Origin of the sequence: Burkholderia pseudomultivorans, assembly GCF_001718415.1 — a bacterium.
In the GTDB taxonomy this organism is placed as follows: Bacteria; Pseudomonadota; Gammaproteobacteria; order Burkholderiales; family Burkholderiaceae; genus Burkholderia; species Burkholderia pseudomultivorans_A.
In genome coordinates this window covers 3513419-3526012 of the sequence record NZ_CP013378.1, presented here as the reverse complement: position 1 = coordinate 3526012, position 12594 = coordinate 3513419, and the positions used below count along the sequence as shown (strand labels likewise).

General features: G+C 67.2%; 13 protein-coding genes. 9 read left to right on the top strand and 4 right to left on the bottom strand.

The genetic code is table 11. The features are described 5' to 3' along the window. Window positions 1-73: 73 nt before the first annotated feature. Together WS57_RS28605 and WS57_RS28600 are read left to right on the top strand one after the other, a co-directional pair. Entirely contained in the window at window positions 74-511 is a 438-nt protein-coding gene (locus WS57_RS28605; RefSeq protein ID WP_009688256.1) for a type II toxin-antitoxin system RatA family toxin, read from the top strand. A gap of 4 nt (window positions 512-515) precedes the next feature. After that, window positions 516-839 (top strand): RnfH family protein, encoded by a 324-nt coding sequence (locus tag WS57_RS28600; RefSeq protein WP_009688255.1) that lies wholly within the window; start codon window positions 516-518, stop codon window positions 837-839. Window positions 840-887: 48 nt separating this feature from the next. Here the strand turns inward: WS57_RS28600 and WS57_RS28595 are convergent, their stop codons facing one another. The 3 genes from WS57_RS28595 to WS57_RS28585 form a co-directional block, all read right to left on the bottom strand. Further along, on the bottom strand, window positions 888-1862 hold the full coding sequence (locus WS57_RS28595) for a DMT family transporter (protein WP_059512836.1): 975 nt from the start codon (window positions 1860-1862) through the stop codon (window positions 888-890). A 102-nt stretch (window positions 1863-1964) separates the two neighbouring features. After that, window positions 1965-2654 (bottom strand): glutaminyl-peptide cyclotransferase, encoded by a 690-nt coding sequence (locus tag WS57_RS28590; protein ID WP_059512834.1) that lies wholly within the window; start codon window positions 2652-2654, stop codon window positions 1965-1967. 58 nt (window positions 2655-2712) lie between these two features. Further along, a complete protein-coding gene (locus WS57_RS28585; RefSeq protein ID WP_059512832.1) occupies window positions 2713-3933 on the bottom strand; it encodes a hypothetical protein in 1221 nt (406 codons plus the stop codon). A gap of 114 nt (window positions 3934-4047) precedes the next feature. Here WS57_RS28585 and WS57_RS28580 point away from each other — a divergent pair, with 114 nt between their 5' ends. The 7 genes from WS57_RS28580 (at window position 4048) to WS57_RS28550 (ending at window position 11854) form a co-directional block, all read left to right on the top strand. After that, complete coding sequence (locus tag WS57_RS28580) at window positions 4048-4812, top strand: DUF899 domain-containing protein (RefSeq protein ID WP_059512830.1); 765 nt, start codon at window positions 4048-4050, stop codon at window positions 4810-4812. 31 nt (window positions 4813-4843) lie between these two features. After that, window positions 4844-5653, top strand: a complete 810-nt coding sequence (locus WS57_RS28575; protein ID WP_059512828.1) for a DUF2182 domain-containing protein — start codon at window positions 4844-4846, stop codon at window positions 5651-5653. A 246-nt stretch (window positions 5654-5899) separates the two neighbouring features. Next, window positions 5900-7360, top strand: a complete 1461-nt coding sequence (gene guaB / locus WS57_RS28570; protein WP_009688915.1) for an IMP dehydrogenase — start codon at window positions 5900-5902, stop codon at window positions 7358-7360. 6 nt (window positions 7361-7366) lie between these two features. Then, the gene (locus WS57_RS28565; RefSeq protein ID WP_059481353.1) at window positions 7367-7969 is read left to right on the top strand and encodes a hypothetical protein; all 603 of its coding nucleotides are present in this window, start codon (window positions 7367-7369) and stop codon (window positions 7967-7969) included. A gap of 107 nt (window positions 7970-8076) precedes the next feature. Continuing rightward, complete coding sequence (guaA, locus tag WS57_RS28560) at window positions 8077-9696, top strand: glutamine-hydrolyzing GMP synthase (protein WP_009688314.1); 1620 nt, start codon at window positions 8077-8079, stop codon at window positions 9694-9696. A gap of 727 nt (window positions 9697-10423) precedes the next feature. Continuing rightward, entirely contained in the window at window positions 10424-11026 is a 603-nt protein-coding gene (locus WS57_RS28555; RefSeq protein ID WP_009688315.1) for a DUF1326 domain-containing protein, read from the top strand. A gap of 36 nt (window positions 11027-11062) precedes the next feature. Then, on the top strand, window positions 11063-11854 hold the full coding sequence (locus WS57_RS28550; protein ID WP_069245180.1) for a DUF2182 domain-containing protein: 792 nt from the start codon (window positions 11063-11065) through the stop codon (window positions 11852-11854). Between the two features lie 146 nt (window positions 11855-12000). Here the strand turns inward: WS57_RS28550 and WS57_RS28545 are convergent, their stop codons facing one another. Further along, window positions 12001-12513, bottom strand: a complete 513-nt coding sequence (locus tag WS57_RS28545; RefSeq protein WP_059512823.1) for a GNAT family N-acetyltransferase — start codon at window positions 12511-12513, stop codon at window positions 12001-12003. Window positions 12514-12594 lie beyond the last annotated feature (81 nt).

The window sequence follows — 12594 nt, the reverse complement described above, 5'->3', positions numbered from 1 at the left end:
AATCACGATTTTAGCAAAGCGGGGCGGGAATCGCCCGGCTTGCTTTCCCACCTTCAGCGATGCCGCGCGATTTATGGCAGATGTCCAGAAAACCGTATTGATCCGTCACTCGGCGGAACAGATGTTCGACCTCGTCACCGACGTGGCCGACTACCCCAATTTCCTGCCCTGGTGCGGCGGCGTCGAGATTCGTCGCCAGGACGACAGCGGGATGGAAGCGCGCATCGACATCAACTTCAAGGGCATCAAGCAGCATTTTGCGACGCGCAACACGCAGCAGCGCCCGACGCGCATCGACATGGAATTCGCGGACGGCCCGTTCAAGAAGTTCACCGGTTCGTGGCGCTTCACGGCGCTGCGCGCCGACGCGTGCAAGATCGAATTCGCGCTGCATTACGAGTTTTCGAGCATCCTGCTCGAGAAAATCATCGGCCCCGTGTTCAGCCACATCGCGAACACGTTCGTCGATTCGTTCGTCAAGCGCGCGGACCAGCGCTATGGCAAGGGGTAAGGCGATGTTGTCGATCGAAGTCTGTTATGCGCTGCCGGATCGCCAGACGCTGATTCCGGTGTCCTTGCCCGAAGGCGCGACCGTGCGCGCGGCGATCGAGGCGAGCGGCGTGCTGGCGATGCACCCGGAGATCGATCTCGCCCACGCGAAGACGGGCGTGTACGGCAAGCTCGCGCCGCTCGATGCGCCGCTCGCCGATCACGACCGCGTCGAGATCTACCGCCCGCTGATCGTCGATCCGAAAATCGCGCGCCAGCGGCGCGTCGACAAGTCGCGCCGCGACGGCTCCATCGAGGGCCGCAAGTGGATGCACAAGGACGCGCGCTGACGCGCGGTCCGTTGTTTCCGTCATTCGTCCGATCAAACGTCGCCGCGCTCAGTGCGCGGTGACGTTCGCGTTCGCCGCTGCACGCCGCGGCGGCTCGCCGGTATCGCCATGCCGGCGCACCGACGCGTAGACGCCCGCCAGCAGCAGCGCGAGCGCGGCGATCTCGAGCAGGCGCGGCATCCGCTGGTCGTAGATGAACGCGTACAGCATCGCGAACGCGGTCTCGAACACGATCAGCTGGCCCGACAGCGTCAGCGGCAAGCGCTTCGACGCGGCGTTCCACAGCCCGTTGCCGAGCCACGACGCGCCGATCGCGAGCACCAGGTTCAGCAGCCAGAACAGTTGCCAGCGCGAGGCCGGAACCGCGGCCTGCACGGTGCCGGCCGGCAGCGCGAGGATCACGGCCCAGCAAAGCGCGCCGATCAGCCCCGTCACGACGCCCCACAGCACCGACCATTCGTTGCCGCTGAAACGATGATGGCGCTGCAGGTAGCGCGCGTTGGCGACCGCATACCAGGTCCAGCTTGCCAGCGCGCCGCTGGCGCACGCGATGCCGGCGAGTTTCTGGCCGAGCGTGGTCGCGTGCGAGGCCGACGACGTGAACAGGTCGACGTTGATGCACGCGATGCCGGCGACGACCAGCGCGAGCGGCCCGACGAGGCGTCGCAGCGGCATCGCGCCGTGGTCGCCGAGGCCGACGAGCGTGACGGTCACGGGCAGCACGCCGACGATCAGCGACGTCGGCGCGATGCCGATCAGGTGCACCGCGCAGGCCAGCAGCAGGTAGTACGCGACGTTGCCGATCAGCGCGAGCCGCACGAGCGCGACCAGGTCGGCGCGGGTCAGTCGCGCGAGCAGCGAACGCGCGGCCGGCAGCGCGGCCGCGCACGAGACGAGACCGTACATCGCGTAGCGGCCGATGCTCAGCAGCAGCGGCGAGAAGTCGGTCAGCAGCCGCGGAACGAGAAACACCATGCCCCACAGGGCACCGGCCAGGACACCATACACCACACCGCGCTGCATCGACTGCTCCGAACGAATCACTGACGAGCGCGCATCTTAGCGGCGGCGGTGCCGTCGCGTCTTGTTCATTCCTGCACTCGGAGCGCGGGGCGGGCCGGTCAGTCAGCGGCCGGGCGCGTGATCGGCGTCGGTTGCGCTGCCGTCGTCGTGCGAGGCGTTGCGCGCGGGGCGGCGCACGGCGCGCAGCTTGCCGCTGTTGCCGCCGCCGCAGAAGAAACGCTCGCCGCCGTCCGATTCGAGCCCCGACACCCCGATGCCGTCCGGCATGTCGAGTTGCTCCAGTACCTGTCCGGTCTGCGGATCGATGCGCCGCAATTCGCTCTGGTCGGCTTCCCAGGTGCCGTGCCACAACTCGCCGTCGACCCATGTCACGCCGGTGACGAAGCGATTCGATTCGATCGTGCGCAGCACCGCGCCCGATTGCGGATCGACCTGGTGGATCTTGCGCTCGCGGTACTGGCCGACCCACAAGGTGCCTTCGGCCCAGGCGAGCCCGGAATCGCCGCCGCCGCCGGGCGCGGGGATCGTCGCGAGCACGCGGCCCGATTCCGGATCGATTTTCTCGATCCGGTCCTCGACGATCTGGAACAGATGGCGGCCGTCGAAGGCGGTGCCCGCGTGCGCGGCGATATCGAGCGCCCGCAGTGTCGTGCCGCGCTCCGGATCGAGCGCGTTCAGCTTGTCGCCGGACGCGAACCATACGTGTCGTCCGTCGAACGTGACGCCGTGTACGCCGTCGACGCCCGGAAACGGGCCGTATTCGCGCATGATGTCTGCCTTTGATCGTTTCATCGTCGTCGCCTCGTCGTTCGATAGGGGTTTCGTCGGGTGCTGCCCGCGTAAACGGATCCTAGTCGTCCGGCACCAGCGTGGGGAGTAACAAGGTCGTCGCGAATCCGGGCAGCGGCGGCATCATCCAGCGGCGCGCGCGGCCGCGGCCGATCGCCTGCACCTTGCCGGCTTCCCCGAGTGCGTCGAGCGCGCGCTGCACGGTGCGCTGGCTCGCGCCGAGCGCGAGCGCCAGCGCCGAACTCGACCACGCTTCGCCGTCGGCGAGCAGCGCCAGCACGGCCGGGTGGCGGTCGTCGACCGGGCGCGCGAGCACGACGGTCTCGCGCACGCCGAGCGGCTCGAGTGCGAAGCCGCGCGGTGTCGCGTTGAGGTTCGCGAGCGGCCGCAGCACCGCACGCAGCCGTCCGATCTCGACACGCAGCCGCGCGCGATGCGACTCGTCCGCCTGTTTCGCGCGGAACGCGGCGGCCACCAGCGCGTGGCGCGACACGTCGGCGGGCCACGCTTCGCCGAGCAGGCGCGCGAGTTCGAACAGCACCGGGCGGCGCGCGAGCGACACGGTCGTGCGCGCGTCGCGCACCGTATGACGACACGCATCGAAGACGAGCGCGCTCGATGCCAGCAGCGCCTCGACTTCGTCGAGCGATGCGAGCCGCGATGCGCCGCGCACGATGAGCCGCGCCGCCGGGGCGGCCAGCAGCCGGCATGCGGCGTCGACTTCGGCCGTCAGCGCGGCGATGCCCGCGTCGTGCGCGGCCTCGCGTGCACGTGCGAGTGCCGCGCGGGCGGTGTGTGCGCGGATGCGGCGCATCGCGATGCCGGCCGCGATCAGTTCGTGCGTGGCGCACAATGCGGCGGGTAGCGGCGCGGGGTCGAGCGTCGCGAGCAGCCGTTCGGCTTGGTCGACGTGTCCGATCAGCAGCAGGCGACGCACATGCAGATAGCGCGCATGCGCGGCATTCGCGCGATCGCCGTGCGCGTCGAGCGTCGCGCACGCCGCATCGAGCGCACGCCACGGCCAGCCGAGATCGCGCGACGCGAGCGCGATCTCGGCTTCCGCGACCACGCAGCGCGCGTGGGCCACCGCTTCCTTCGCGCCGAACGCGCGTGCCGCGCCGCGGACCAGCACGCGCGCGCGCTCGAAGTCGCCGAGCTGCGCCATCGCGATGCCGCGCAAGGCCAGCGCGGGCGCATCGTCGCGCAGCGCGACGCGGTTCAGCGCGCCGAGCGCGTCACCGACCGCGAGTGCGCGCGCGGCCGCAGTGATCAGCGAATCCATTCGAATCCCGACACACTTGTCACTCCCTCCGGTTCGATGCCCGGCACTAATCTAGCACCACGCACACGGCCCGGTACGCCGTGCCCGGATACAGACCGAATGGAGGCACCCACGATGACGACTCACCCGACCGGAACGCGCGACGAATGGCTGGCTGCGCGGATTTCGCTGCTCGATGCCGAAAAGGCGTTGACGCGGCAGAGCGACGAACTCGCACGGCGGCGCCAGGCGCTGCCCCGGGTGCGGGTCGACAAGACCTACCGGTTCGACACCGCCGACGGGCCGGCGACGCTGGCGGACCTGTTTCTCGGTCGCTCGCAGCTGCTCGTCTATCACTTCATGTTCGGCCCCGACTACCGGGCCGGGTGCCCGTCCTGCTCGGCGCTCGCCGACGGCTTCGACGGCTTTGCCGTCCATCTGGCGAATCACGACGTGACGCTCACGGCCGTGTCGCGCGCACCGCTCGCGAAGCTGCTGGCCTACCGGCAGCGGATGGGCTGGCGGTTTCCGTGGGCGTCGTCGGTCGGCAGCGATTTCAACTTCGACTTCAATGTGTCGTTCACCGAAACACAGCAGCGCGCAGGCGAGGTCGAATACAACTACGCCCGCGCGGGCCACGCGATGGACATGGATCCGCCGCCGCCGGCCGTCGCGCAGTTCGCGGCGACGTGCGGCACCGATGCGGCCACCTACTCGCTCGACCGGCCGGGGATGAGCGCGTTCGTGTGCGAGGACGGCGTCGTCTATCACACGTATTCGACCTATGCGCGCGGCCTCGACGGCTTGTGGGGGATGTACCAGTGGCTCGACCGCGCGCCGCGCGGGCGCAACGAGACGGGTGTCTGGTGGCGCCGGCACGACGAGTACGCGCGCGGCTGAGCGCGGTCGGGCAAGACGAGCGGAGCGGACCATGAAACCCGTGGCCGTCGAGGCGGGCGCCGACCGGCGCGGATTCGGTGCCGTGCTCGCCGCGGTGTTCGCGGCCGCCGCCGCGGCGATGCTGGTGCAGCACGCATCGATGGACGCGATGGCCGGCGTGCCGATGCACGGCGGCTGGACGATGTCGGCCGCCTGGCTGCGTCCGTGCGGCTCGCGGGCCGGCGACGCGTTCGCGGCGTTCTGCGGAATGTGGGGCGCGATGATTGTGACGATGATGCTGCCCGTGCTCGCGCCGGCGCTGTGGCGCTACCGGCGCCGGCTCGGCGCGAGCGTGCCGGGCGCCATGCGCGCGAGCGCGTATGTCGCGGCGATGGCGTCCGGCTATTTCTCGGCGTGGATGGTGGTCGGCATGCTGGTATTTCCGCTCGGCGACGCACTGATGGCGGCCGCGGCGCGACTGCCGGCGCTCGCGCGGGCGGTGCCGTTCGCGGCCGGCGCGACGGTGCTCGGCGCGGGCGCGCTGCAATTCTCCGGATGGAAGGCGCGCCGGCTGGCCTGCTGCCGGCATGCGGCGGCAGGCGGGGACGTGCCGCGCGCGGGCGCCGGCGCCGCGTGGCGGTTCGGGATCCGGACCGCGCGGGATTGCGGCGCGTGCTGCGGGAACCTGATGGCCGTCGCGCTGGCCGCCGGCATCATGGACCTGCGCGCAATGGTCGCGGTGACGGTCGCGATCGCGGCCGAGCGGTTGATGCCGGCGGGTCGCCAGATCGCGCGGATCGTCGGCGGCATTGCCATCGGGGCGGGTGTCGCGATGCTCGCGCGCGCGGCAGGCGTTGTGTAGCGAGAGGAGGGCGCGCAACGTTCCTCCGACCGGACGCGGCCCGAAACGGCGCGCGCCAGCGCCCGACGCGGCCCATTGCGCGAACGGCTCCCTGCCGGGGGGAAACGAAAGGCGATCGAAAACGAACCGAACGACGATTCGAACGATTCGGCCCCCGAACGTCCGGAAAGGGCTAACCCGTTGTTCGTGTTGTGAAAATTCACGGCGCTTCGCGTATAATTCGCTTTTGCGCCCATAGGATTTGCCATGCGTCTGATCCAAAAAGCACTCACTTTCGATGACGTGCTCCTCGTCCCGGCGTTCTCCGACGTTCTGCCGCGCGACACCAGCCTCAAGACCAGGCTGACCCGCAACATCTCCCTGAACATGCCGCTCGTGTCCGCCGCGATGGACACCGTCACCGAAGGTCGTCTCGCGATCGCGATGGCGCAGCAGGGCGGCGTCGGCATCATCCACAAGAACCTCACGCCGGCCGAGCAGGCCCGCGAAGTCGCGAAGGTCAAGCGTTTCGAGTCGGGCGTCGTGCGCGACCCGATCACGGTGCCGCCGCAGATGAAGGTGCGCGACGTGATCGCGCTGTCGCGCCAGCATGGCATCTCGGGCTTCCCGGTCGTCGAGGGCCCGCAGCTCGTCGGCATCGTCACGAACCGCGACCTGCGTTTCGAAACGCGCCTCGACGAGCCGGTCAAGTCGATCATGACGCCGCGCGAACGCCTCGTCACCGTCAAGGAAGGCACGCCGCTCGCCGAAGCGAAGGCGCTGATGCACAGCCACCGCCTCGAGCGCGTGCTGGTCGTCAACGACGCGTTCGAACTGCGCGGCCTGATGACCGTCAAGGACATCACGAAGCAGACCGAGCACCCGGACGCGTGCAAGGACGAGCACGGCAAGCTGCGCGCGGGCGCGGCGGTCGGCGTCGGCCCGGACAACGAAGAACGCGTCGAGCTGCTGGTGCAGGCCGGCGTCGACGTGATCGTCGTCGATACCGCGCACGGCCACAGCAAGGGCGTGCTCGAGCGCGTGCGCTGGGTCAAGCAGAACTTCCCGCACGTCGAGGTGATCGGCGGCAACATCGCGACGGCCGCCGCCGCGAAGGCGCTCGTCGAATACGGCGCGGACGCTGTCAAGGTCGGTATCGGCCCGGGCTCGATCTGCACGACGCGGATCGTCGCGGGCGTCGGCGTGCCGCAGATCAGCGCGATCGCGAACGTCGCCGAGGCGCTGAAGGGCACCGGCGTGCCGTGCATCGCCGACGGCGGCGTGCGTTTCTCGGGCGACGTGTCGAAGGCCCTCGCGGCCGGCGCGAATGCGGTGATGATGGGCAGCATGTTCGCGGGCACCGAAGAGGCGCCGGGCGACGTGTTCCTGTACCAGGGCCGCCAGTACAAGTCGTATCGCGGCATGGGCTCCGTCGGCGCGATGAAGGACGGTGCGGCCGACCGCTACTTCCAGGACAACTCGGCGAACATCGACAAGCTCGTGCCGGAGGGCATCGAAGGTCGCGTCGCGTACAAGGGTTCGGTCAACGCGATCCTGTTCCAGCTGGTTGGCGGCGTGCGCGCGAGCATGGGCTACTGCGGCTGCCGGACCATCGACGAGCTGCACGAGAAGGCCGAATTCGTCCAGATCACCGCCGCGGGCATGCGCGAGTCGCACGTGCACGACGTGCAGATCACGAAGGAAGCCCCGAACTACCACGTGGACTGATTGCCGATGAAACCGCTGCTGCGAGCCGTGCTGATCATCGATGCCGTGCTGCTGCTGGCGTTCGGCGTGCTGTTCGTGCTGACGCCCTGGCAGGCGCTGTTCAACGCGCTGCAGCTTGCGAACGTCCAGCCGGCGATGCTCGGCCAGGCGTTCGGCATCGCGCTGCTCGGGCTCGCGTGGCTGGCGTTTCATGCGGCGATCAACGGCGACCTGACGGCGCCCGTCGCACGCGCGGTCGGCCACGTGAACTGGCTGACCGGCGTGCTGACGATCGTGTGGTCGATCGGCACCGGCAACGGTCCCGCGCTCGCGGCGGCCGGCCGGGTGCTGTCGGCGATTGCCGGCGTCGCGCTGATCGTGCTCGGTCTCGGCGGCGTGCGTCTCGCGTCGGCCGTGCGGCGGCGCGAGAAGGCGCAGGCGCTCGACGCGCGTGCGCCGGCCACGCCTGCGGGCGAGCCGGCGATGCCGGCAGCCGCGCCGCAGCGGGTCGAGCCGGTCGTCAGCCGCCCGGTGGCGCCTGTCGCACCGTCGTCTCCCGCGGCTTCGACCGCCTCCGGCAGATCGTCTGGCACCGTCGCACTCGACGAGCGCCCGCCGATGCAGGATTGACCGGCCATGCGTCGCGCGTGCCGCCTGCCGCCCGACGCCGCTGTCCATGCTTTTGACGCAGCGCTCGATGCGCTGCTTTTCTTATTCTCTTCATCCCGTCCGCAGCCATGCACGACAAAATCCTGATTCTCGACTTCGGTTCGCAAGTCACCCAACTGATCGCGCGGCGCGTGCGCGAAGCGCACGTCTACTGCGAAATCCATCCGAACGACGTGTCCGACGACTTCGTCCGCGAGTTCGCGCCGAAGGCGGTGATCCTGTCGGGCAGTCATGCGAGCACGTACGAAGACCACCAGCTGCGCGCGCCGCAGGCCGTGTGGGATCTCGGCGTGCCGGTGCTCGGCATCTGCTACGGGATGCAGACGATGGCCGTGCAGCTCGGCGGCAAGGTCGAGTGGAGCGACCATCGCGAATTCGGCTACGCGGAAATGCGCGCGCACGGCCATACGCGCCTGCTCGACGGCATCGAGGATTTCAAGACGTCCGAAGGCCACGGGATGCTGAAGGTCTGGATGAGCCACGGCGACAAGGTCACCGAGCTGCCGCCGGGCTTCACGCTGCTGGCTTCGACGCCGAGCTGCCCGATCGCCGGCATGGCCGACGAGGCGCGCGGCTACTACGCGGTGCAGTTCCACCCGGAAGTCACGCATACGGTGAAGGGCCGCCAGATCATCGAGCGCTTCGTGCTGCAGATCGCCGGTGCGAAGGCCGACTGGATCATGCGCGACCACATCGAGGAAGCCGTCGCGAAGATTCGCGAGCAGGTCGGCGACGAGGAAGTGATTCTCGGCCTGTCGGGCGGCGTCGATTCGAGCGTCGCGGCTGCGCTGATTCATCGCGCGATCGGCGACCAGCTGACCTGCGTGTTCGTCGATCACGGCCTGCTGCGCCTGAACGAAGGCAAGATGGTGCTCGACATGTTCCAGGGCCGCCTGCATGCGAAGGTCGTGCACGTCGACGCGTCGGAGCAGTTCCTCGGCCACCTGGCCGGCGTGACCGATCCGGAGCAGAAGCGCAAGATCATCGGCCGCGAATTCGTCGAGGTGTTCCAGGCCGAGGCGAAGAAGCTGACCAACGCGAAGTGGCTCGCGCAGGGCACGATCTATCCGGACGTGGTCGAGTCGGGCGGCACCAAGACCAAGAAGGCGACGACGATCAAGAGCCACCACAACGTCGGCGGCCTGCCGGAAACGCTCGGCCTGAAGCTGCTCGAGCCGCTGCGCGATCTGTTCAAGGACGAAGTGCGCGAGCTGGGCGTCGCGCTCGGCCTGCCGCCGGAGATGGTGTACCGCCATCCGTTCCCGGGCCCGGGTCTCGGCGTGCGGATTCTCGGCGAAGTGAAGCGCGAGTATGCGGACCTGCTGCGCCGCGCGGACGCGATCTTCATCGAGGAACTGCGCAATACGGTCGCGACCGCGCAGGATGCGGCGGCCGGCCTGTGCGGCGAAGCCGATGTCGGCAAGAGCTGGTACGACCTGACGAGCCAGGCGTTCGCGGTGTTCCTGCCGGTGAAGTCGGTGGGCGTGATGGGCGACGGCCGCACGTACGACTACGTGACGTCGCTGCGCGCGGTGCAAACGACCGACTTCATGACCGCACACTGGGCGCACCTGCCGTATGCGCTGCTCGGCCGCGCGTCGAACCGGATCATCAACGAGGTGCGCGGGATCAATCGCGTGGTGTACGACATCTCGGGGAAGCCGCCGGCGACGATCGAGTGGGAGTGAGGGCGGGAAAATCCTCTGTTGAATCATCTGGTTCTGTCAGCTGGTAAATAATCGTGCTCGATTATCGATTGCCAGAGTGATGTCTGACCTGTTGAAAGTCGCGAGGATTTTTTCGTTTCAGTCGATGTCGTGTCGGGTGGCAGCGCCCCCGATTTGACGGTATTTCTGACGGTATCAGCAGAGTCTGTGCGCAGAGCCTGCTTGATACCGTCAGACTCATTGACGGTACCTGGGCCCCTGTCTGAACGCCGACGTGCCAGTAGCTCGGTTGAAGGGGGCGGTTTCTGACCACGGCTTGCGACTGTCGTCGGATCAGAAATTAGGACGACATAGTTTATCGAGAGTGAATCGGCTCGCTCCTCGATCTTCGCAAGCCGGGCTTCATGTCAGATCGAGCCTGCGTCAATAGACTCCGCTTCGGGCGGATGGCGTCAGGAGCCGTCTCCGGAACGCCGTGCCGGGAAGCGGTCATTCGGCAAAGCCTGACGCTCCCGATCGCGCTGACTTCTGCAGCAATCGTAGGAGAAATCACCTCAGTCTCGCACCTCATGGTGCGCCGGGAAATCCCGGCGTAAACGGACGGCGAGCCGCGAACCGGCGCAGGCCGCAACCCAGGCGGCCTAGGGTTTTCATATATTTCAAATTACCCGCCGAGTCCGCCGGGGATGAATATATTTAAAGCTTGGTACCGGTCATGTCCGGGGCGTGCGCGGCAGCGGAGGTCATCATGAGCTACAGCCTGGAGGGACGCATACTGGAAGTGTGCGATTGCAAGGTACTTTGCCCCTGCTGGATCGGCGAGGATCCCGACAACGGCACCTGCAAGGCGACCGTCGCCTATCACTATGACAAGGGCGCAGTGGACGGTGTGGACATATCGGGATTGACGGTCGCCTGTGCCGCATTCCTTCCGGGCAACGTGTTGCAGGGCAACTGGCGTGTGATCCTTTTCATCGACGAGCGCGCGAGCGACGCCCAATACGAGGCGCTCGCCAGCGTCTATCGGGGCGAGCACGGCGGCCCGATAGCCGATTTCGCCCAACTGTTCGGCGAGATCGTGGCGATCGAGCGCGCCCCGATCGCGTTCGACGTGCAGGAGGGCAAAGGCACCCTCAAGGTCGGCAACGCCACTTACGCCGAACTCGAACCGTACCTCGGCCCCACCGGCGAGCCGACGAAACTGGTCGAAAGCATTTTCTCGACGATTCCAGGGTCCCCCGCGTTCGTCGGCAAGGCCGGCACGTTCCGGATGCACGAACCGAAACTCGACATCGATGTCGATCTGCACGGACACAACGCCATTCAAGGATATTTCGCCTTCCAGTCGTGATTGTCGCGGGCGCTTGCCTATTGTCCGGGTATCGCAATGAACGCGGTTTCGCGCCCCCGACTGTTCGTGCCGCTGGCGGTCACGCTGATCGCCGCGGCGTGGGTCATCCTATGGGCGTGGGACAGCAGCCCTTACGCTCGCTACCTGCATTACGTCGACTGGTCTGAAACAGGCTTGGCCGGATTGTGCAGCGTGGCCCCGGCGGGCCTCGTCGTTGTTCCGGCCGTTCTGCACATCGCCGCGTGGCTATTGATCATCGTGGCCATGATGTTGCCGACCATGCTGCCGTTGCTGCAGATATTCGAGCGGTTGACAGCCGCGCGCCCGGATCGCAAGCGCCTGCTGCTGCTGGTGGTGCTCGGTTATCTGTCCGTGTGGAGCGCGTTCGGCCTCCTTGCTCACGCAAGCGATGCGGGCCTGCACGAACTGGTGCGGCGGACACCGTGGCTGGCGTGGCATGGATGGGTCGTCGGTGCCGCCATACTGGCGCTCGCAGGCGGGTATCAGTTCAGTTCGATCAAGTACCGGTGTCTCGACAAATGTCGCTCCCCGCTGATGTTTGTCAGCGAGCAGTGGCACGGAAGCAACGCGCATCGCGACAGCTTCCTGCTCGGGATACGTCATGGCCTGTTTTGCGTCGGATGTTGCTGGGTGCTGATGTGCCTGATGTTTGCCGTTGGTACCGGCAGCATTGGATGGATGCTGGCGCTCGGCGCAGTGATGTCGGCCGAGAAGAATCTGCCCCACGGACGCCGACTTAGCGCACCGTTGGGCATCGTCCTGCTAGGGTGGGCGGTGCTGATCGTCGTCAACGGGCTGCCGAACTGATCGATTGGGCTTTTCGAACTTCGCGAGCGTCTGTTTTTGCCGAGCGCCGATGGCTGTTCAGGGGCGATTTGCGCTGACCGTGTCGGGCGCTAGCCGGCCAGTTGCGGTCATTCGGCGGCGCCGAAAGCGGTCGTTCGATGCTCGAGTCAAGCCGGACGCGTAACCAACCCGCGTTGCATCACGATCGCTTGTCCAGCGTAATCTATCGCCGGCTTGCGAAGTAGTTCGACGAAGCCCTCGCGCTTCCAGAATTCGAGCGCTCGCGGGTTTGTGTCGATGACGGCAAGACGCAATGCGCGGCATTGCCAACCCGTGCAGATGGCTTCAGCCATTTGCAGAACCTGTGGGCCGAATCCGCGGCCCTGCGATTCCTCCCGGAACAGCAAGAGGCCGATGAACGCGATGTCGGTTTCCGGGTAGCCTCTCACCATCTCAAGACATCCGACCGCCTCGCCATCGTGGGCAATTTCGTAAACGAATTTGTCCGCATAGTCTTTGCCCGGCGGTAGCGCATCAAGTACCTCAATGGCGGCGCCAGGGCCGGGCAACCTTCCTTCGACGGCCAGGCTATAACCTGGGGCGCCCTCCAACACGTTTTGCAATCGTTCTACGTCACTCGAAAGCTGACGGTCGATGAGGCGTAGCGTAGGCGTAGACATGGTCTTGGTGATTCGGACAAGGCGTGTGGCATCGATTGTCGACCACCGAAGTGCCGGTGTCGAATGACCGCTACGGTGTTT